The 21,087-nt window shown below is 67.8% G+C and carries 17 protein-coding genes and 1 riboswitch; of the genes, 7 read left to right on the plus strand and 10 right to left on the minus strand.

The genetic code is table 11. The features are described from left to right. The first annotated feature begins 431 nt into the window (after nt 1-431). Nucleotides 432-3,833, plus strand: a complete 3,402-nt coding sequence (locus tag HXX10_RS23920) for an acyl-[ACP]--phospholipid O-acyltransferase (protein WP_296525779.1) — start codon at nt 432-434, stop codon at nt 3,831-3,833. Nucleotides 3,834-3,955: 122 nt separating this feature from the next. On the opposite strand, the gene HXX10_RS23925 is transcribed toward HXX10_RS23920, so the two are convergent. The 3 genes from HXX10_RS23925 to cutA all read right to left on the minus strand — a co-directional run bounded on the left by HXX10_RS23925 (nt 3,956) and on the right by cutA (nt 7,523). Continuing rightward, nucleotides 3,956-6,022: a TonB-dependent receptor gene (locus HXX10_RS23925; protein ID WP_296525780.1), complete on the minus strand. Its 2,067-nt coding sequence runs from the start codon at nt 6,020-6,022 to the stop codon at nt 3,956-3,958. Between the two features lie 213 nt (nt 6,023-6,235). Then, a riboswitch (cobalamin riboswitch) is annotated at nt 6,236-6,441 on the minus strand. Between the two features lie 104 nt (nt 6,442-6,545). Continuing rightward, nucleotides 6,546-6,977, minus strand: coding sequence for a hypothetical protein (locus HXX10_RS23930; RefSeq protein ID WP_296525781.1), 432 nt, complete (start codon nt 6,975-6,977; stop codon nt 6,546-6,548). A gap of 213 nt (nt 6,978-7,190) precedes the next feature. Then, a complete protein-coding gene (cutA, locus tag HXX10_RS23935) occupies nt 7,191-7,523 on the minus strand; it encodes a divalent-cation tolerance protein CutA (RefSeq protein WP_296525782.1) in 333 nt (110 codons plus the stop codon). A 55-nt stretch (nt 7,524-7,578) separates the two neighbouring features. On the opposite strand from cutA, the gene HXX10_RS23940 reads away from it, so the two are divergent. Continuing rightward, nucleotides 7,579-8,361, plus strand: coding sequence for an NAD kinase (locus tag HXX10_RS23940; protein WP_296525783.1), 783 nt, complete (start codon nt 7,579-7,581; stop codon nt 8,359-8,361). Nucleotides 8,362-8,480: 119 nt separating this feature from the next. Here the strand turns inward: HXX10_RS23940 and HXX10_RS23945 are convergent, their stop codons facing one another. Together HXX10_RS23945 and HXX10_RS23950 are read right to left on the minus strand one after the other, a co-directional pair. After that, a complete protein-coding gene (locus HXX10_RS23945; protein ID WP_296525784.1) occupies nt 8,481-8,684 on the minus strand; it encodes a hypothetical protein in 204 nt (67 codons plus the stop codon). 132 nt (nt 8,685-8,816) lie between these two features. Beyond that, the gene (locus HXX10_RS23950; protein WP_296525785.1) at nt 8,817-8,999 is read right to left on the minus strand and encodes a hypothetical protein; all 183 of its coding nucleotides are present in this window, start codon (nt 8,997-8,999) and stop codon (nt 8,817-8,819) included. A 718-nt stretch (nt 9,000-9,717) separates the two neighbouring features. Between HXX10_RS23950 and HXX10_RS23955 the strand changes: the two genes are divergently transcribed. Both HXX10_RS23955 and HXX10_RS23960 read left to right on the plus strand, forming a co-directional pair. Further along, nucleotides 9,718-10,266, plus strand: a complete 549-nt coding sequence (locus tag HXX10_RS23955) for a response regulator (protein ID WP_296525786.1) — start codon at nt 9,718-9,720, stop codon at nt 10,264-10,266. A 13-nt stretch (nt 10,267-10,279) separates the two neighbouring features. After that, nucleotides 10,280-10,891 (plus strand): Hpt domain-containing protein, encoded by a 612-nt coding sequence (locus HXX10_RS23960; protein ID WP_296525787.1) that lies wholly within the window; start codon nt 10,280-10,282, stop codon nt 10,889-10,891. Nucleotides 10,892-10,958: 67 nt separating this feature from the next. Here HXX10_RS23960 and HXX10_RS23965 read toward each other — a convergent pair whose 3' ends face one another. Continuing rightward, nucleotides 10,959-12,125 carry a DUF2336 domain-containing protein gene (locus HXX10_RS23965; RefSeq protein ID WP_296525788.1) on the minus strand — a complete coding sequence of 389 codons (1,167 nt, stop codon included), beginning with the start codon at nt 12,123-12,125 and terminating at the stop codon, nt 10,959-10,961. 470 nt (nt 12,126-12,595) lie between these two features. On the opposite strand from HXX10_RS23965, the gene HXX10_RS23970 reads away from it, so the two are divergent. Continuing rightward, complete coding sequence (locus tag HXX10_RS23970; RefSeq protein ID WP_296525789.1) at nt 12,596-14,158, plus strand: DUF4062 domain-containing protein; 1,563 nt, start codon at nt 12,596-12,598, stop codon at nt 14,156-14,158. A 51-nt stretch (nt 14,159-14,209) separates the two neighbouring features. Here the strand turns inward: HXX10_RS23970 and HXX10_RS23975 are convergent, their stop codons facing one another. Then, complete coding sequence (locus HXX10_RS23975; RefSeq protein WP_296525790.1) at nt 14,210-15,193, minus strand: transglycosylase SLT domain-containing protein; 984 nt, start codon at nt 15,191-15,193, stop codon at nt 14,210-14,212. Between the two features lie 148 nt (nt 15,194-15,341). Between HXX10_RS23975 and HXX10_RS23980 the strand changes: the two genes are divergently transcribed. Continuing rightward, nucleotides 15,342-15,827, plus strand: a complete 486-nt coding sequence (locus HXX10_RS23980; RefSeq protein WP_296525791.1) for a MaoC family dehydratase — start codon at nt 15,342-15,344, stop codon at nt 15,825-15,827. Nucleotides 15,828-15,835: 8 nt separating this feature from the next. Then, on the plus strand, nt 15,836-16,717 hold the full coding sequence (locus HXX10_RS23985) for a CoA ester lyase (protein ID WP_296525792.1): 882 nt from the start codon (nt 15,836-15,838) through the stop codon (nt 16,715-16,717). 8 nt (nt 16,718-16,725) lie between these two features. Here the strand turns inward: HXX10_RS23985 and HXX10_RS23990 are convergent, their stop codons facing one another. The 3 genes from HXX10_RS23990 to HXX10_RS24000 all read right to left on the minus strand — a co-directional run bounded on the left by HXX10_RS23990 (nt 16,726) and on the right by HXX10_RS24000 (nt 20,480). Continuing rightward, on the minus strand, nt 16,726-17,616 hold the full coding sequence (locus tag HXX10_RS23990; protein ID WP_296525793.1) for an SMP-30/gluconolactonase/LRE family protein: 891 nt from the start codon (nt 17,614-17,616) through the stop codon (nt 16,726-16,728). Between the two features lie 100 nt (nt 17,617-17,716). Continuing rightward, the gene (locus tag HXX10_RS23995) at nt 17,717-19,894 is read right to left on the minus strand and encodes a VWA domain-containing protein (protein ID WP_296525794.1); all 2,178 of its coding nucleotides are present in this window, start codon (nt 19,892-19,894) and stop codon (nt 17,717-17,719) included. Beyond that, nucleotides 19,887-20,480, minus strand: coding sequence for a sigma-70 family RNA polymerase sigma factor (locus HXX10_RS24000; protein ID WP_296525795.1), 594 nt, complete (start codon nt 20,478-20,480; stop codon nt 19,887-19,889). The genes HXX10_RS23995 and HXX10_RS24000 overlap by 8 nt, the downstream gene beginning before the upstream one ends. Nucleotides 20,481-21,087 lie beyond the last annotated feature (607 nt).

Below are 21,087 nucleotides of genomic sequence, written 5' to 3' on the forward strand. Positions count from 1 at the left end.
GTGGCGAGCCTGGTCGGTGGCGAGCCTGGTCGGTGGCGAGCCTGGTCGGTGGCGAGCCTGGTCGGTGGCGACATATGTCGGCCCCGCCCCTGGGCAGGCGTCGACGATAGCACGACGACCCTCCCGCTCCCCTGGCATCCGGCCAATCCGTACCGCGTCCGTGATTCGTCGGGGGGCGCCGTCGTTCCTGGGCGTCGCCTGACTCCGGGCATGATCAAAAGCTAGGCATCCGGATCGCGTCGGCACGGCCTTCCCGCACGCATCCGCCCCAGCCCCTCCGGACGACCGCGTCCCGCGCATCGCGGCCCGGTCGCGACCACGCTCCCGGTATTGCCGAACGCCGTAAAACCCGGCTAACTCCTCGCCCCGACCAAGGGCCCGGCCGTCGCCCCCGATCGACCGGCGGCCGTGCCAGCGCAGCAGGACCGCCGATGTTCTCTCACCTGATGACCACCAGACGGTTCGCCCCCCTGTTCTGGTGCCAGTTTTTCAGCGCCTTCAACGACAACTTCCTCAAGAACTCGCTCGTCTTTCTGATTCTCTACCGGATGACGGGATCGAATTCCGAGGCGCTGATCACGCTGGCCGGCGCGACGCTGATCCTGCCCTTCTTCCTGTTGTCGGCGCTCGGCGGCGAGATCGCCGACCGTTACGACAAGGCGATCGTGGCGCGCTGGCTCAAGCTCGTCGAGATCGCCGTCGCCTTGTTCGCGATCCTCGGCTTCTGGCTGCACTCGCTGCCGCTGCTGTTCGTCGCGCTGTTCCTGATCGGCGTGATCGCGGCGCTGTTCGGCCCGATCAAGTACGGCATCCTGCCCGACCATCTGGCGCAGACGGAGCTGCCGGCCGGCAACGCTCTCGTGGAAGGCGCGACCTTCCTGGCCATCCTGCTCGGCACCATCGTGGGCGGCCTCGCCGCCAAGGACGGCGGCGACCCGGCCTCCTTCGCCGGCCTGATGATGGTGGTCGCGATCCTGTGCTGGCTCTCGGCCCTGATGATCCCGAAAACCGGCGAAGGCGCCCCCGGCCTGAAGATCGATACCAATATCGCCCGCTCGACGGCGCGGCTGCTGCGCGAGCTGAAGGCGGATCGCCGGCTGTGGTGGTCGGCCCTGGTGGTGAGCTGGTTCTGGCTCACCGGCGCCATCGCGCTGTCGCTGATGCCGCCGCTGATCAAGTCGACGCTCGGTGCCGCCGAGGAGGTCATCACGGTCTATCTCGCCGTGTTCTCGATCGGCATCGCCATCGGCTCGGCGTTCGCCGCCTGGCTCGCCCACGGCCGCATCGTGCTGCTGCCGACCGTGCTGGGCGCGGCGATGCTCGGCATCCTCTGCATCGACCTCGGCTGGTGGATGTCGGGCGTGGCGAGCGCCACCACGGGCCACGGCCTCGGCGACGTGTTCGGCTCGGTGCGCGGCGTCCATGTCGCCTTCGACCTGTTCGGCATGGCGGTCGCCGGCGGCCTGTTCATCGTCCCGGCCTTCTCGGCCATGCAGGCCTGGGCGGGCCAGGACCACCGCGCCCGGGTGATCGCCGCCAACAACGTGCTCAACGCCGCGTTCATGGTCGCGGCCGCCGTGTTCGTCGCCGTGCTGCAGATCGCCGGGCTGACGCCGGCGGTTCTGTTCATGGTGCTCGGCGCCGCCAATCTCGTGGTCGGCTGGGTGATCTTCAAGACGCTGCCGACCAACCCGGTGCGCGACTTCCTCTCCATCGTGTTCCGCGCCTTCTTCCGTGCCGAGGTGCACGGGCTGGAGAACGTCGCGAAGGCCGGGCCGAACGCCATCATCGCGCTCAACCATCTGAGCTTCCTCGACGCGCCGCTGGCGTTGTCGATCCTGCCCAAGGATCCGGTCTTCGCCGTCGACAGCACCATCGCGACGCGCTGGTGGGTGAAGCCGTTCCTGCGCTTCACCCGGGCGATGCCGATCGACCCGACCAAGCCGTGGGGCACCCGCGCCCTCATCCACGCCGTGCAGGGCGGCGACAGCCTGATCATCTTCCCGGAGGGCCGCATCACGGTCACGGGCAGCCTGATGAAGGTCTATGACGGGGCTGGCCTGATCGCCGACAAGTCGGACGCCTTCGTGCTGCCGGTGCGCATCCAGGGCCTGGAGCAGACGCCGTTCTCGCGCCTCGAGCGCCACCAGGTGCGTCGCCGGCTGTTTCCCAAGGTGACGGTCGACATCCTGGAGCCGGTGAAGCTCTCCGTGGATCCGACGCTGCGCGGAAAAAAGCGGCGCGTCGCCGCCGGCGCCGCGCTCTACCGGGTGATGTCGGACCTCGTCTTCCGCACCACCTCGATGGATCGCACCATTCCCGAGGCGATGATCGAGGCGGCCGAGGCCCACGGCCCGAATCGCGTCGCAGTCGAGGATCCGGTCTCCGGCGAGCTCACCTATCGCAAGATGCTGATCGGCGCCGCCGTGCTGGGCCGCAAGCTCGCGCCGCTCGCGCAACCTGGCGAATACATCGGCGTGCTGCTGCCGAACGCCAATGGCGCGGTCGTCACCCTGCTGGGCCTGATGTGGGCGGGCCGCGTTCCGGCGATCCTCAACTTCAGCGCCGGACCGACCAATGTGCGGGCCGCCTGCAAGGCGGCGAAGCTAACCACCATCGTCACGTCGCGCACCTTCATCGAGAAGGGCCGGCTCGACAACCTGGTCGCGGCGCTCGCCCCCGACCATCGGCTCGTCTTTCTGGAGGACGTCCGCCAGACCGTGACCTTCACCGACAAGCTGCGCGGCATGATGGAGTACAAGACGCCGCTGGTCGCCCGCAGCCCGGACGATCCCGCCGCGGTGCTGTTCACCTCCGGCTCCGAAGGCGTGCCGAAGGGCGTCGTGCTGGCCCACCGCAACATCCTGGCCAATGCGGCGCAGGCCAAGGCGATCGTCGACTTCGGCTACGGCGACAAGGTGTTCAACGTGCTGCCGGTGTTCCACGCCTTCGGCCTCACCATCGGCTTCATCCTGCCCCTGGTGCACGGCGTCACCGTCTACATGTATCCATCGCCGCTGCACTACCGGCTGGTCCCCGAGATGGTCTACGCGACCAACTCGACCATCCTGTTCGGCACCGACACGTTCCTCAACGGCTATGCCCGCTCGGCCAACCCGTACGACTTTCGCTCGCTGCGCTACGTCATGGCGGGCGCCGAGGCCGTCAAGGAGGCGACGCGGCGCACCTATATGGAGAAGTTCGGACTGCGGATCCTCGAGGGCTACGGCGTCACCGAGGCGGCGCCCGCCCTCGCCCTCAATACGCCGATGTTCAACAAGTTCGGCACGGTCGGCCGGCTGTTTCCGGGCATGGAGGCACGGCTCGACCCGGTGCCGGGCGTCGACGAGGGCGGCCGGCTGTTCATCCGCGGCCCCAACGTGATGGTCGGCTATCTGCGGGTCGAAAATCCCGGCGTGATCGAGCGGCCGCCCGAGGGCTGGCACGACACCGGCGACATCGTGACGATCGACGCCGACGGCTTCATCGCCATCAAGGGCCGGGCCAAGCGCTTCGCCAAGGTGGGCGGCGAGATGATCTCGCTCGCCGCCGTCGAGACGCTGGCCTTCGACCTGTGGCCGGACGCGATCCATGCGGTGGCGCCGATTCCGGACGCCCGCAAGGGCGAGAAGCTGGTGCTGCTGACCACCCAGCACGGCGCCAACCGCTCCGACTTCATCGCCTTCGCCCGCAAGCGCGGCGCCTCCGAGATGCTGATCCCGGCCGAGTTCGTGGTGCTGGAGAAGCTGCCCATGCTGGGCTCCGGCAAGGTCGACAACCTCGCCGTGGTCCAGATGGTGCGCGAGCGCTTCAAGCTCGAAGGGGTGGCGTGAGCTGATGGCCATTCCGGGGCGCGCCGGAGGCGCGAACCCGGAATCCAGACGCTGTCACGAAAGCCCGTTGCCGGGCTGGATTCCGGGTCCGGCGCTTTGCGCCGGCCCGGAATGACGGGACATCAGAACGTCGCCCCCGCCCTGACCAGAAACGTCCGGCCGGTCTGCGGATAGGCGCTGTAGCGGCCGAGCGTGACAGTGCTGGCCGCGGCGTAGTCGAAGTACTCCGTGTTGAACAGGTTCTGCACCGACACTGACCAGAAGTACCGGTCGAGCTCGCCGCCGAGCCGCACGTCGACCAGCGTGACGGGCGAGATCGTCGGCTGCACATTGGCCTGATCGTTGTCCATGCGGCGCGAGCCGACATAGCGGATGTCGCCGTTGAACACGAGGCGCTTGTCGAGAATGGTCCAGGCGACGCCCACGCTCGCGGTGTTGTGGGCGACCAGCGGCACGTCGTTGCCCGCATAGGGCCCCTCGCGGAACACCGAGCGCGTATAGGCGACGCCGGCCTTCAGCCGGATCGTCTCGGTCACCTGGGCGCTCGCCATCGCCTCGCTGCCATAGCGTCGCGTCGGGTCGAGATTGACGTTGGCGAAGATGTCGGGCCGGTAGTGGATCTCGTTCTCCAGATACATGTCGTACAGGCTCCACTGCATGTCGAAGATGCCGACATGCGCCCGCACGCCGGCCTCGGCGTCGTGTGAGGTCTGGGTCTTCAGGTTGAAGTCGCTCGGGTAGGCGGTGAGCGACAGCCGCTCGTCGACGGTCGGGACCCGAAAGCTCTGGGCGGCGCGGCCGAACAGCGTGATCATGCCGTTGAGCCGATGCTCCAGCCCGACATGCCAGGCCGTGTTGGTGGCGGCGGCGTCGTACGGACTCGAGCCCGAGTCGAACGCGCCACCCGGCGCCGACGCGTCGAAGCGGTCGCGGGCACGGATCGCCGTACGCTGCGCGCGGCCGCCGGCGGAAACGTCGGTCGAGCCGAACAGCGTCACGGTGTTCATCGTGTAGGCGGCGAGCGAGGCCTGGTCGAGGTCGTAGCGATGCACCGGCGCGGCGCCGGAGAATTGGCCGCGCGGCGACGCATAGGTGGAGTCGTAAAAGTCGACGCCGCTTATCGACCGGTACGGCAGGCCCGCCACCGTGGTGTCGACCTTCAGGCGCGGCGTCACCGAGGCGGTGGTCAGGGCCGCCTCGTAGAAATAGGTCGGCACGTTCACGGTGGTGAAGTAGCCGCCCTGTTGCTCCTTGTGGCGCACGCCGCCGTCGACGATCAGCTCGGCACCCGGCATCAAGCTGACCGTGATGCCGGCCGTGCCGTTGAGGCCCTGCTTGTCGGCATAGTCGAACGGCGTGTTGGTGCCGCGCCGGTCGGTGGCGAGCTGGTTGATGCCGAGGGTGGGATCGACGGTGCGGCCGCCCGGCAGCCCGAGATGCTGGTCGTCGGCCGAAACGTTGGCGTAGAGGCTGCCCCACTCGGTCGCATAGGTGTAGTTGCCGACGCCGTTGAACTGCCGGTAGTCGTTGTTGGCGCGAAAACCGTCCGACCGCACCCCGTTGGCGAAAACGCTCAGCGCATGCGGGCCGGAGGCGAGATTGGCCGAGTAGTTTCCTTCGACCTGCCCGTAGGAGCCGACCGCCGTCTCGACCCGCAGCTTGTTGGGCAGCCCGGCGCCCGTCTTGGTGACGATGTTGATGACGCCGCCGACCGCGCCGTCGCCGTACAGCACGGCGCCGCTGTTGCCGCGGGTGATCTCGATGCGGGCGATGCTGTCGCGCGGGATCGCGGCCCAGTCGACGCCCTGCAGGTCGAGATCGTTGAGGCGGCGGCCATTGACCAGCACCAGGGTGTTCGAGGCGCCGGTGGCGCCGAAGCCGCGCAAATCGACGACCGCGTTGGCACCGTTGACGCCGCCGAACAGGCTGCGGACCTGCACGCCCGGCTCGCGTGCGAGAATCCCCGGGATGGTCGCCTCTGGCGAGCGGGCGATGTCGTCCGCCGTGATGATGCTGGTCGACGCGCCCGTGATGCCGGAGTCGAGCCGGGTCGCCGTCACGGTGAGGTCGGGGAGCGTGGTGCTCTGCCCGTAGGCGGCGCTGCCGAGCAGCGCCGAGAGGCCGGCGGCGAGCGTGGTGCGAACGAGCGTGGTGGAGCCGAGAAGATTTCGGCTAAGCGTGCGGGTCATGCCCGGTGTCCTTCGCGTTGTGTGGATCATGCGGTTCGAGATGCATGAGCCGACGCGAAGGACGCCGCGGACGAACGATAGGCGGCGCCCCCGGCGGAAGCCGGACGGACCGATCATCGTCGGGTCGCGGGTCGAATCGAAACACCATGGTCCTCGCGCCGGTCACGATGTCACCGCTGCGAAAGACCGCTCCGTGTGGGGCTCCCCGCCCACCGGTTGGGTGACTGTGCAGGCAGGTCTCCTGGCTTGCGGGTCGTCGCTGCACCCGGCCTTCCCAGTTTCCCAGTGGCCGTGTCGGATGCGGCTCGCCGCTCACAGTTGCGGGACCAGCCACGGCTTCGCGGCCCGAAGGCCCCGTTCCGTGTTCCCTCTTTCCTCTCCGCGGTCGCCCGCGGAGAACCAGCACGGGCTGACCATCCGGCCACGTCCGAGGCTCGTCAATACGAAGGGTTCCGCTGGGCATGCAGAAGGCCGGCTGGTGTTGCCGGCCTTCCACAGGTGCATCAGAAGGCGTTGCGTCGCCTCAGTTCGCGCGGTGCGGGCGCGCCGTCATGGCCGCGGGACCGGACACGCCGGCGTGACGGACATGGTGGCCGACACGCAGGTCGCGGGACCGGATCGTGGTGACGTGGCGGACCCGCTTCACGTGGCGCACCGACCGGACGTCGGTCACGTGGCGGACGTGCCTGATGCGCTTCACGTGGCGGACGTGCTCGACCGACCGCAGGTGCTTGACGGACCGCACGTGCTTCACGTGACGGACATGGGTGACACGCTTCACGTGAGCGGCGGTCGGCTGGGCCAGCGGGGCCGGAGCCGTGCGGATCGCCGGGGTTGTCGCGGCCGGGGTCTTGCCGGCCGGATTGGTCCCGGCGGACGCCGGACCGCCCTGGGCGAGGGCACCGCCGGCGGCGACGCTGGCGGCGAGAAGAGCGACGGCGATGGTCTTCAACATGCTCTGTCCTCTCGAAACGAGCCGGCTCGGTAGGAGCCGTTGCTCCGGCCGTAGACCGGTTCGGTCCGGCCGATGCGCAGAGGATGCCGTCGAGCGGCTGAACCGCGACTGAAGTCGGAAGACGGATTTCGTTCACCTACGTGAAAGTTAGGTCATGTTCCTCGCGTGAAGCTTACACGTCGCGAGGATGCGCGGAGCCCGGCCCCGCGCCGCTCAGTCGCCTGCGGCCGGCGCCGTCTCGGCCAGCAGCCAAGCGAGGTACGACTGGTCGACGCTCTCGATCGGCATCACCACGATGGCCGGCGTCGTGTAGGAATGACGCGCCTTGACGGCGGCCCGCACATCCTCGGCCAGCGAGGCGCGCGTCTTGACGATCATCACCACCTCGGCGGCGCGCTCGATCACCCCCTCCCACCGATAGAGCGAGATCATGCCCGGCAGGATGTTGACGCAGGCGGCGAGCCGACGCTCGATCAGGGCCCGGCCGGCGTCCTCCGCCTCGACAAGGCCTGGAAAGGTCGTATAGACGAACACCGCGCGTTCCATCGCCGCATCCTTCTCGCCGGCGGCGTTGCGGCGCCACAGCGCACGAGCCGCCCGAATGAGCCGCCTCCCCGCCGAGATCGAGCGGATCGCCTTCGTGGCCAGCCAGACTCCAGAGGCGAACACGGCCCTGGAGAAGCTGGTCCACCGCTACGGCAATGTCGACCCGCAGGACGCCGACATCATCGTCGCGCTCGGGGGCGACGGCCTGATGCTCAAAACCCTGCACGTCTTCATGAGCACCGGCAAGCCGATCTACGGCATGCATCGCGGCACCGTCGGCTTCCTGATGAACGACTATCGCGAGCACGGCCTGAAGGAGCGGCTGCACGCCGCCGAGGCGACCGTCATCCACCCGCTGGTGATGCACACCATCGATGCGAGCGGCAAGGGGCACGAGCACCGCGCCATCAACGAGGTGTCGCTGTTCCGCCAGACCTACCAGGCGGCGCGGCTGAACATCATGGTGGACGGGAAGCAACGTCTGCGCGAGCTCACGGCCGACGGCATCATGGTGGCGACCCCGGCCGGCTCCACGGCCTACAATCTCTCGACCGGCGGCCCGATCATTCCGATCGGCTCCCCCCTCATGGCGCTGACGCCGATCAGCCCGTTCCGGCCACGCCGCTGGCGCGGCGCGCTGCTGCCGGACAGCGCGGTCGTCACCATCGAGGTGCTGGAGGCCGACAAGCGCCCCGTCGCCGCGGTCGCCGACCACGACGAGGTCCGTTCGGTCCAGCATGTCGATGTCCGCATGGACCATGCGATCGACATGAAGCTGCTGTTCGATCCCGGCCACAGCCTCGACGAGCGGATCCTGCGCGAGCAGTTCAGCCACTGATCGAGTTCGGCGAAGGAAGGCGCTCGGGTTCTCGGGAATCGTCGCAAGGCGTCACCGGCGGCACGATCCGGCGCCCGGACAAGCCGGGCGCCGTCGTGGATGATGCGTATCGGACGCGCTCAGAACACGCGGGCGTCAGCAACGTCGCCGCAGCCCGGGCTCAGATACAACGGGAGGAAGATCGTCCGTTCGGCATCCTGTCGTATGCGGTCGCTCGTGAGCGACTCGTCGTGCCAGTCTGTCTTGATCGACGCGGCCGAGGCGACGCCTGCCGTGGTGGTCAAGACGCCGATGACGATGGCCGATGCAACGAGATGCGGCATGGGGGACCTCCCCATAGTGGCGCCCTCGCGGCCCCTCGGAAGCGAGGAGTCGTGCTTGAGCCGTTGATGATGTCTCGATTGCGGGGTGTCGGCCCGACTTCACCGAAGGCGAGCCGGGTCGAAGGGCGAAGCTCAGTGGATGCTGCCCTTGGCCTGATCGCCCAGAGCCGGATCTTCGTAGGACTGGGTGAAGGTCCAGCCGTCGCTGGCCGCCATGGCACCGCGGACCGCCTGCGCCCTGGACGCGGCAAACGCAGTGCCGGCCATGGTCGTTGCGATCGCGATCACCAGGATCGTCTTGGTCGCGTGCTTCATTGTATTGCTCCAGTTGCCTTGCGTGCCCGATCCATTTTCGATCGTGGTCACGGCGTTGAGGGAGGTCGGCAAACACGGAACACGATGGCGCGGAGACTGCTCTCGCGGCCGTCGCATGGTCAAATAAACTAATAGTGTTTCTACCGATCGTGATGCTGCGCCAGCGAATTGATTCCACCAATATTCAGTACTGTTCCGCTCTCCGTCACCAAATCCGTGTTCTCATCTACAAAACCAGATGTAGAAGCCGCAGGCTCGCAGCGACGATCACTGCTCGTCAGGGGAATCGCGTGACGAAAAATACCACACCGCATGTCGGCTAAGCCCTTAGCCTATCACGACCACTCGGGCGCGTGATCCGGGCTCACGTCTGATTCACCCGTTCGTGCGTCGCCCGATATGCGGCCGCCGGTATCGTTGCAATCGATCGAGCCGGGCATCTGACACGCGGCTTGGTGCCGGGCTGCCCCGTGCGGGTGCGTGGCGCCGAGGGCGGGCGGCTCCTCGGAGCCGCCCGTTTCACTTTCCAGGAGCCGCCATCGCGCATCGGGAATGGCCAGGGTCGACCCGAAGCGACGGCGCCCCGAAAGACCGAGACCTGATGATCAGAATCGCGTCCGAGTCATCCGGTGACCCGCCGAGTTAACCTAAACCCTTCCTTAAGCGGTCCGGTGCCAGGATCGGCACGATCCTTCGTCGTGTTCCGCGTGCGTGAGCCATGGTCCGTATCGATTTCAACCGGCTGCGGTTTCTCCTGATCGACGACAATGCGCATATGCGGCGCATCCTGCGCACGTTGCTGCATGGCTTCGGCTCACGCGAGGTCTACGAGGCCGAGGACGGCGCCGCCGGGCTCGAGGCCTTCACGCACAACATCCCCGACATCGTCATCTCCGACTGGGCGATGCCGATCTTCGACGGGCTCGAGCTGACCCAGATGATTCGCCAGCCGGGCGCCAACGCCAACCCGTTCGTGCCGATCATCATGCTGACGGGCCACTCCGAGAAGAAACGCGTGATGGCGGCGCGCGACTGCGGCGTCACCGAGTTCCTGGTCAAGCCGATCTCGGCAAACGCCCTCTATCAGCGTATCCTGACCGTGGTGGTGAACCCGCGGCCCTTCATCAAGACCAAGACGTTCTTCGGGCCCGATCGGCGCCGTCTGGTCAACCCGAACTATGTCGGGGTCGAGCGCCGCAAGGGATCCGGCAAGGCCGAGATCATCCCGCAGCAGGCGCTGTTCGAGCGCGTCAAGATCAGCGAGTGAGCGGAGACCGCCGATGACGTCCGGGCGTCGAGACGGCCCGCGGAAGACCGGCCGGGGCAGCGAGCCGAAGGTCACGCAATTCCGCGACCACGACGTGATCGTGCCGCAGAACACGCTGCGCAAGGCCTGGGCGGAGCCCCTGGCCGGTGGCAGCGACCCGGTCGCCGACGCCGAGCGCGCGCTGGCCGCCCTGTCGGGCGAGTTCGCCGGTTGGATGGAGAGCGAGTGCGAGCGGCTCGATGCGGCGCGCGGCGCCGTGCGGGCCAAGGGTTTCGACCAGGAGACCCGGCAGACGATCCATCACGCCGCCCACGACATCAAGGGCCACGCCGCCACCTTCGGCTATCCGCACGCCGCCGCGGCCGCCGCCAGCCTGTGCCGGCTGATCGAGCGCACGCCCGACGCCCGCCGCATCCCGCTCGAGCTGATCGACCAGCATGTCGACGCCGTACGGGCGATCGTGCGCGAGCGCGCCGAGGCGCGCGCCGACGTGGTCGCCGACGCCCTGACGACACGGCTGCGCGAGGTGACGGACGATTTCCTGCGCGCCGAGAACGGCGGGTTGCTGCCGGACGACGACGACATTCTGAGCCCGCCGACCGTGCCGGGCCTGGGGCCGCGATAGGTATTTAACAACGTCATTCCGGGATCGCGCTTTCAGCGCGCCCCGGAATGACCGACCCGTGAAGACCTCACGCCGCCAGTCGCACCCGCATCAGCTCGGCCACCACGGTCTGCTCGAGCTTTTCGCAGGCGATCAGGGCCTCCTCGCGCGCCGCCTCGGCGGCGAAGCGGCGAAGCAGCGCCAGCAGCGGCGCAACCTCGCCGATGTCGGTCTGGCCGCAGGCGGTCAGCACCCGCTCGACCATGCGCCGCTGCAGGCGCCACGCGCCGTCGAGATCCGGCCCCTCGCGCCACGCCTCGAGGGCGAAGCGGAACGCCGCGAAGGTCGAGGCCGGCAATTCGGCGCGTGAGAAGATCGCCCGGAAGCCGACGCCGGTCTTGTCGTGAATCAGCAGGCGCACGCGCCGCAGCGGCAGACCGGAGAGCTCGGCCAGCGCCTCCTCGAACAGCGCGATGTTGCCCGACAGAAGCGCGCGGAGGATGAGGCCAGCGGTGAGCTGGCCGCTTCGGCGCAAATGGCGGACGAGCGAGCCGGCCCCGCCCTCCCCGGCCGTCGCGGCGAGCACGACCGTCGCCTTCTCGCAGGCCTCGCGGGCGACCATGCGGGCATGGTTGCCGTCCATCCAGTCGCGCCCCGAGACGAAGCTCGCCAGCGTCGCCGAGAGCCGCGCGATCAACGCCTGCCGGCTCTCCACCGGCAGGTCGGGCCGCGCCAGCAGCGCCTCGCGTATTGCGCCGAGATGACCGAAACGCTCGACCAGGCGGGCAAAGGACAAGGGCGCGATCTCGGCCCGTGAATTCTCGATCATCACCAGGCAGGCTTCGGCGCCCGCCACCTCGGCGACCGCGGCGGCGACCGCGCACGGCACCGGCAGACGCCCGGCGATCGCCGTCTGCACGACGTCGCCACCGGTGGCGACGAAATCGACCAGCTCGGCGTCGATGAACAGTGGTGAGCGCGCCAGCACCACGGCGGCAATGTCGGGCCGGTCATGCGCCAGCATGTGGACGACGGTCGCCGGCGCCTCCTCGCTCGCGCCGAGCGCCTCGGCGAGCGCGGCGCGCACCAGCGGCGAGACGTCGTCGGCGAGCATCACCAGCACGCCGGCGACGGCGTCGCGCTCCTCCTCCGGCAGATCGGAGAACAGATAGGCGCGGGCGAGTGCGCTGGTGGCCTCCGCCCGCTCACCGGCGGGCGCGGTGCGGACCCACTGAAGGAACTGGCGAACGATCATGCTGAGACCCGACGCGACTGGGGACAGGACTCGTCCTGACCGGAAACGTCCGGATCGGACGCGTCCGCAGAACTCGCTGATGAACTCGCCCGATGGACCCGACCCGGACAGGTGTCCGGATCACACCGGGGACTGCGGGGACGGATCGGCACCTGCCTCCGACGCCACTCTCCCCACAAGCATCAGCCTAGCGTCGCGGCCTTAACAAAGGGTTCACCATAAATGTTTGTGTTTATTGCCGAAATGTTAACGCGGCGAATCGGCGATGACGCTCGAGCCTCCCCCCTGAACTGGCGGCTGCCTACTGCGTAGTTCGCTTATCGCGGCTTGAATCCAGCGGATTTTGCTTCAAAGGGATCCTGGGCCTCGCGACCCACCAATACCGCACATTGCTACCTCAACGCGTTTTGGCTATCCTTCACTCGGCAATATTTCGTTCACGGCAGCATATTGGACGAACTGAGCGCCCCATGCCTCGGACCCTGGTCGAGTACCGAGTTTTCATCGGATCACCAAGTGGCCTCGAAGAGGAGAGAGATAGCTTTCGAAAGAAGATCGATCGATTCAATAAAGTACACGGCAATCCAAGCGGGGTAATTTTCTCCGCCGTTGGCTGGGAGGATGCGCGGAGCAGCGCAGGCCGCCCACAAGAACTTATCAACAAGGATTTATGCACATGCGATTACGCTGTTTTTTTATTTCATGACCGTTGGGGCTCCCCAACTGGGAGTGGCAAGTCATCAGGGACCGAGGAGGAATGGGAGGTTGCCGAACAGCTTTACGAGGAGAAAAGGATCCGAAATATTCATTTGTTCTTCAAAGATGTCGACTCGGGCCGGCAGCGCGACCCCGGACCTCAATATCAAAGGGTGAAGGAGTTTAAAGAAGCCATTGAGACCGGACGAAAGTACCTTTTTAATTCATATCCACATGTCAGCGATTTTTGCAATAAACTTGAAGAACTCCTTGCAGAATGGAAAGATAGCCACTCAAGAAACCAGTCAGATCATTTGTCGCTTGGTCCTACCGTGCCACTCTCGTCGAGCACGACAGAGGATCTGGGATACCGGTCGCTTAGGCCCGACTATGGGTTCTGGCTGAACGAGGCGAAACAGCTTCTGATGCCATCAAATCGGGATGCGCAAGGCGTGTTAGTATTCGCAAACCGCGCCTTTAGAGCCGCCACAACAGAATCGGAATGGGCCTCGGCAGAAAATCTGCGCGGAATTGCACGCCATCAACTAAGCGACTTAGCCGGTGCGATGGAGAGTTTCAACGCGATCATCGGAAAACTGTTGAACTCAACAGGTATTGATCAAAAACGAATCCTGGCCGACGCTTTAGTTAACAAGGGCGTTACGCTCGCGGCGCTCGGGCGTCACGAAGATAGGATTTTTGTATGCGACGATGTGGTTACTCGTTTCGGCTGTTCAACTGATTCGGCGCTTCAGGAACAGGTCGCGATCGCCCTCTCGAACAAAGGCTCAAGTTTCAGCACTCTCGGACGCATCGACGAAGAGATTGCCACTCACACCGATATCGTCAGTCGGTTCGGGACTTCCACACTGCCAGTAATTCGGGAAGCAGTCGCGAGGGCACTCGTCAACAAAGGTATTGCGCTTAGCGAAAAACTGAAATTTGCCGAGGCGATTACAGTGTATGATGACGTTATCAGTCGCTTCGAAACCAATAAGGAATCGGGATTGCAAAAATACTCTTCAATAGCACTTCTGAACAAAGCAAATTCCTTGGAGCGTCTTGGACTACTTGATGACGCCATCGATACGAACGACCGTTTGATTTGCCGTTTCTTTTCCGACCCCGAACTCCCTTTACGGGAGGATGTTGCCTGGGCGCTACTCAACAAGGCTAAGATATTGCGTGATCTGATGCGCTTCGAGGAGGCGATTCTGGCTTGCAATGACCTGATTAACCGGTTTCGAACCGCCACCGAACCCAGTCTGCAGGAAAGAGTCGATGAGGCATACGATTTGAAGGCCGCGCTGAAACGCCAAAATTCTATCGCCGCGTGATCTTCATTGCCGCCCGAAGGCGGCTCGCAGACACGTTCACTCCCCGCGCCCCTACCCCCGATTGCCGAACAATCCGCCGGCGCTGGCGCCGACGCCGGGGGCGGCGAACAGCTCGGCCGCGCGGGTCGGGTCACTCGAGGCGATCGAGCCGGGCGCGGCCTGGGCCACCGCCCCGCTCAGCGCGGCGGCGACATGCGGACGCGAGGTCCACAGCTCGGTGATGAAGCGCGACACGCCGGCCCGCTCGGGCTCGCTCTGGAACAGGCTGTGGAACAGCGGCGAGTCCGCCTTGCGGCTGGCGTCGCCCTGATAGGTCGTCGGCGTGAAGAGAGCCGGGTCGAGCCGGTCGGCGGCGGCGGTCGCCTTGGTCGACTGCACCGCCGCGGCGGTCGCCGTCTGGGTGGCGCCGGTGCGGGCCTGGTCGAAGCGGCCGACCAGCACGCCGTAGACCTGGGCGAAGGTGCGGGGCGATCCGCTCTTGTCGTAGAAGATCGAGCGGTTGGCGGCCGCCGCGTTGGGAAACGCATCGGCGGCGATGCCGGTCGGGTTGCGGCCGGCCTGGGTGATCAGCTTGCCGGCGCCGCCGGCGCCGAGGAAATGCGCGATATAGAGCTCGCCGTCGCTCGCCGTGCGACCGATCCGGGCCTCGAGCTGCGCCGCGTTGCGCTGCGTGAAGGCCCCCGCCATGGCGGCGTTCGCCTGGGGGTCGCTGCGCAGGCTCATCACGGCCTGCCGCTGGCTGGGGTCGCTCACCTCGTAGCGGCCGGAGGCGTTCTTGGTGATGGCGTCGGCATAGCGCCCGTAGCCGAGCGCCGCCCCCGCCTCCTTCAGCATGGTCAGCCAGGTCTGGTCGATGAACTGGAACAGGCCGCGGGCCGAGGAGCTGACCGAGCTGGCATTGGGGTTGAAGTCCGATTCGACCTTCGCAGTGGCGAGCAGATAGGTGAAGCTCGCCCCGGTCGCGCGCGAGGCGGTCTTGATCGCGTCGTTGACCGCCCATCCGGAGGTCGGTGAGGTTGCGGCGGGAACAGCCAAGATCAGCCTGCGGAGCCGGGCCAGAATCGGCCCATGACGACCCATCGAGCCTGCGCTCGTTATGGTAAACAATTGGTGAATCGGTTGTTGCGCGGCCGGGCCGCCACCGTCCGAGATTCAGGGAGCACGAGGCCCAGGGAGCAGAGGAATGTCGCACACGACGGCCGTTCGCCATCCGCGCGGCGGACTGTATTTCGATGACTTCGTCATCGGCGAGGTCGTGGAGCACCGCTATCGGCGCACCGTGACCCAGATGGACAACATGCTGTTCTCCAACATGACGCTGAACCCGCAGCCGCTCCACATCGACCGGCATTTCTGCGAGAACGAAACCCAGTGGGGACGCCCGCTGATGAACTCGCTGTTCACGCTCGGCCTGATGATCGGCATGTCGGTGTCGGACCTCACCTGCGGCACCACCATCGCCAATCTCGGCATGACCGACGTGGTCTTTCCGCACCCGCTGTTCGAGGGCGATACGCTGCGGGCCCAGACCGAGGTGATCAACAAGCGCGAATCGGCGTCGCGGCCGAACGCCGGCATCGTCGAGCTCCACCACCGCGCCTTCAATCAGAACGACAAGCTGGTGGCGGAGTGCCGCCGCCAAGTCTTCATACTCAAACGTCCCAATTGAGGCCACCCATGCGATCCCTGCTGTTCGTTCCGGCCGATGCCGAGAAGAAGCTCGCCAAGGCGATGGAATCCGGCGCCGACGCCGTCATCGTCGACCTCGAGGACTCGATCGCCCCCGACCGCAAGGCGGAGGCCCGCATCGCCGCCGCCGAGTTCATCGCCGCCGTGTCGGAGTGGTCGTCCCGGCCACGCCTGCTGGTGCGCGTCAACGGGCTCGAGACCGGCCTCACCGACGCCGACCTCGATGCCGTCATTCCGGCGCGGCCCGACGCCGTGATGCTGCCGAAGGCGGAGGGCGGCCCGGCCGTGATCCATCTCGACGCCAAGCTGGCGGTGCGCGAGGCGGCCGCCGGCCTGTCGGAGGGGCACGTGACGGTGGTGGCCATCGCCACCGAGACGGCCCAGGCGCTGTTCCTTGCCGGCTCCTATCAGGGCGCCACCCGCCGCCTCGCCGGCCTCACCTGGGGCGCCGAGGATCTCTCGGTCGAGCTCGGCGCGGAGGCAAATCGCGATGCCGACGGCCGCTTCCTCGATCCCTACCGGCTGGCCCGAACGCTCTGCCTCGCGGCGGCAGCGGCGGCGCGCGTGCAGGCGATCGACACCGTCTCGATCGACTTCCGCGACGAGACGCGGTTGGCGCGCGAATGCGAGGAGGCGCGCCGCGACGGCTTCACCGGCAAGATGGCGATCCACCCGGCCCAGGTGCCGGTGATCAACGCCGTGTTCACGCCGCGGCCCGAGGTGATCGCCCGCGCCCAGGCGATCGTCGACGCCTTCGCGGCGGCACCGGGCGCCGGCGTCGTCGGCATCGACGGCGTCATGTACGACCGCCCTCACCTCGCCCGCGCCGCAGCCCTCTTGGCCCGGGCCAAGCAGATGGGAGAGGCGTAGGCGGCGATTCACTCCGGCAAAACCGCTTCGAGGATCTGGCCGCTCTCCGATTCGGTCATCAGCAGCGTGCGGCCGTCCGGGCGCAGCACCGCGTTTGTGAGCGTCCGGCCGGCGCAGGAGCGCACCCGGAAGAGCGGCTCGCCGAGCGGCGACAGCACCCAGGCACAGCCGTGGCCGGGATCGCAGACGATCAGCCGGCCGGCGGCGTCCATCACCAGGCCGTCCGGCCCGGAGAGGCCGCCGGGGAGCTGGGCGAACACCTGGGTCTTCGAAGCGAGCGCCGACGGCGCCAGCGGCAGGCGCCAGATCTGGCAGGCCCGCGTCAGCGCCAGATAGGCATGGGTCCCGGCCGGGTTGACGGCGACGCCGTTCGGCGAGGCGGCGTTGCCGACCAGCCGGTCGAGTCGCCCGTCCGGCCACAGCCGATAGAGCCGCCCGGTCGGATCGTGCATGCCGGTCTGGCCCTGGTCGGTGAACAGGATCGAGCCGTCGGACAGGATGGCGAGGTCGTTCAGCCCCTTGAAGCTCTCGCTGTTCACCGTGGTGCAGATCGCGTGGATGGTGCCGCTCTCCGGATCGACCCGTAAGAGCCCGCGCTTGTAGTCGGCGACCGTCAGGCTGCCGTCGCGGGACAGCTTCATGCCGTTCGGCCAGCCGTCGTACTCGTGCACCAGGCTCCAATGGTGGCTCGGATCGACTGCGAAAATGCGGCCGTACGGGATATCGGCCACGTAGAGGGTTCCGTCGGGGGTGAGGCATGGTCCCTCGAGGAAGCTGTCGACGGCGACGCCCGGCTTGTTGGCGGCGCCCCACTCGGTCTGCCGCGCATGACGGAACGTGTCCGGCAGGCGCGCATAGACGCGGCTCTCGATGTCGGTGGGCGACGCGAACCAGGTCATCGGATGTGTCTGCCGGCTGGAGGAAGCCGGCAGACTAGCCGAAGCGCCCAGGTCCCGAAAGCCACGACGGTCGACGCCGCCTCGCTGCGGGACCGCCATGCTACGGTCGCTCCGCCGTCGGCGATGCCGCGCCCGACCGCGACAGGCTGTCGGCGAGGCGGACGAGACCCAAAAACTCGCTGCGCCAGCCGAACGGATCCTCGCCGCGCGCCGCGCCGGCGATCTTCAGCACGTCGCCATAGCCGAAGCTTCCCTGATGCCGCCCGCCGCGCAAAAGCTCGGCGAAGCCGGCGACCGCGATGGCGAAGCGCGGCTCGCTGCCGGCCTTGGCGACGTCCTGCAGCGACGCCGTCTCGATCGGCCGCTCGATCAGGCGGCTGGTCGGCTCGCCCGGCCGCTTCCAGCGCAGCCGCAGGAAAGCGAGCTCCTTGGCGGGCGCGGGCGGGGGCGCCACCGTGGCGGTGCGCGGCGCATAGCGCAGCGGATCGACGGTCGCAGGTCCGCCGACCGGCACGATCTCGTAGATGGCCGTGACGACGGAGCCGGACCCCACCTCGCCGGCATCGACCTTGTCGTCGGAAAAATCCTCGCGACGGAGCATGCGGGTCTCGTAGCCGAGCAGCCGATATTCCGAGACGGCGGCCGGATTGAACTCGACCTGGATCTTCACGTCGTCGGCGATCGGGAACACGGTGGCGTTCGCCTCGTCGACCAGCACCTTGCGGGCCTCCGACAGCGTGTCGATATAGGCCGCGTTGCCGTTGCCGTTCTGGGCCAGCGTCTGCATGGTCGTGTCCTGGTAGTTCGACATGCCGAAGCCGAGCACCGAGAGATAGATCCCGGCCTTGCGCCCGTCCGTGACCAGGCTCTTCAACGCTTCTCCGCTCACCGGCCCGACATTGAAGTCGCCGTCGGTCATCAAGAGCACCCGGTTCACCCCGCCGTCGGCGAAGTGCTCGCGCGCCAGCCGATACGCGGTGGCGATGCCGTCGAAGCCGGCCGTGGAGCCGCCGGCCTGCAGGCGGTCGACCACGGCGCGGATGCGCGACCGCTCGGCCACCCGGGTCGGCTCCAGCGCGACGCCGGCCTGGCCCGCATAGGTGACGATCGACACCGTGTCGTCGGGACGCAGCGTGTCGATCAGCAGCGCCAGCGCGCTCTTGGCCAGCGGCAGCCGGTTCGGCGAGCCCATCGAGCCGGAGACGTCGACCAGCAGCACCAGATTGGCGCGCTTTCGCTCCGCCGCCGGGATCTCGTAGCCCTGCACGGCGACATGCAGGAGCCGGCGCTGCGCCGCCCACGGGCTCGGCACCAGCGTGGTGGTGATGGCGAACGGCAGGTCGGGCGAGGTCGGCCGCGCATACGCATAGGGGAAATAGTTGACCAGCTCCTCGGTGCGCACGGCGCTCGCCGGCGGCAGCCGGCCGCGATTGAGATGCGCCCGCACCACCGCATAGGAGGTGGTGTCGACGTCGATCGAGAAGGTCGACACCGGATCCTCGGCGACGCGCTTGAAGCCGCCGGTCTCCACCGCCGGATAGCGCGCCGTGCCGGGATTTTCACGCGGCGGGACCATGTCGAGGCCGGGCGGCCGCGGCGGCGACGGCAGGACCGAGGCGACAGTCGGAGCGCGGTGCACGGGCGCGCGCAGCGCCTCCGTCATGCGCGACGGGGCGGCGTGACCGACCGCGGCCGCGCCGGCGGATGCGGGCGGCGCGACCATCGCCATGGTCGTGCTGTCCTGCGCCTTGCGGGCCGCTGCTTCGGCCTGCCGCCTGGCATCCTGCTCGACCACGTTGCCGCGGACCGCGGCCTCGTCGCGCGCTTCGGGCTCGGCCGGAGCAGGCGGCAGCAGCCGCGCGATCACGCTGTCGGCCGTCACGTCCTGGCGCGGCGTCGGCGGCGTCGAAGCGACGGAGGTCGCGCCGGGCGGCGTCGACGCGATCTGCGGCACCGGCGAAACCCCCGGATCGGCGACGCGCAGCGCCAGCGGAATGCTGACCACCGCGACCAGCAGGGCCGCGACCGCGGCCCATCGGACCGGCTCGCTGCGCCATGTCACCCTGCGCCATGTCACCGACGTGCTCATCCTGCGCCTCCTGTCGTTGCGGAGCCTCGATGCTCCCTCCGACACGATGAGACGCGGCGCCGCCGGGTTTCCTTGGGCGACGTGGTCGAATTCCTGCAGCGCGGCCGCGATGGCGCGCTCGCGGCCGGCCGCATCGGGCCGCGGAGTCTCGCGGTCGAGCGCCTCGCGCAACGCATCGAAATCAGCCATCGACCGTCTCCCGCAACGTTCCGATCCAGCGCCGTACCTCGGAGAGGCGCCACGACACCGTGCCCTCGTTCACCCCCAGCACGGCGCCGACCTCCGCATGGGTGAGCCCGTCGAGAACGAGCAGCACGGTCTCGCGCAGATCGTCCGAGAGGGCCGCGACCGCCTCCAGCGCGGTCGACCGGCGCGCCGCCGTGTCGGCCGCCTCGGCCCGCCGCAACGCCTCGATCTCGGCATAGGCGCCGACCGTGCGGGCCTCGGCCTGACGCCTGCGGCCGTCGTCCCGCACCGTGTTCAGCACCACGGCATGCAGCCAGGTGGTGAAGCGCGCCCGGCCGTCGAACGAGCCGATGGTCCTGGCCAGCTTCAGGCCGACCTGCTGGGCGATGTCGTCGGCCCGGCCGGGATCGCCGGTGAGCCGCCGGGCGAGCCGATGGACGCTGTCGTAATGGCGGCGCAGCAACGCCTCGAACGCCGCCCGGTCGCCGCGTGCGGCCCGCCGCGCCAACGCCCCGTCGTCCGGACCTTTATCGTCCGGGCGCGCGTTGCACGCGCGCTCGTCGTCGAGATTCTGGTCGCCGCCGCCCATCTCCCGCTCCGTGTCTCCCTGCTTGGACGCGGGCCGCCGCAAAAATCCTTGGCGCTCGCGAAAACATTTTTTCAGGCGGAGGCGGCCCGACCCGTCGATGCGCCTGCGCCACCGACGCGCCCCCTCGCCCCAAACCTTTCGGTGTCGCGGCCGGCTGGCCCGGTTCGAGACCGGTGCCGCCCCAAAACCCGAGTTCGCTCGATCCCGCGACGCGTTTTTTGCGCCCGGGGCGTGCCCATGACCCGTGCCCTCGGTTGTTTGGAAAACCCGAGGGGAGCGGAGCGCCGGCAGGCGCCACACTGTTGTCCGCGCTTGTGGAAGCGCAGCGCGTGCGAAAAACGTCGCACGCCCGCCTCCCGGCGCTCCGCCTGCGGCGATTTTCGGCTTTCGGGCCGCGCTTGGGATCCGGACCGACCGGGTGCCGGATCCTTTCAGCGATGCTCCTCGCGCCCGGGTCGTCGTGCCCGGAGGGCGGAGCCCCAAAAGCCCCCGGGAGCCCGGCTGACGAGGCCGGACCCGCAGGCGCCGCGTTCGCCGGCCGGATTTCCCGGGAGTTCCGGCGACCGACCTGTCCGGCGCGACGGCGTCGCGCCAAACAGCCGGCCTG

This window comes from Rhodoplanes sp., from assembly GCF_013377085.1.
In the GTDB taxonomy this organism is placed as follows: Bacteria; Pseudomonadota; Alphaproteobacteria; order Rhizobiales; family Xanthobacteraceae; genus Rhodoplanes.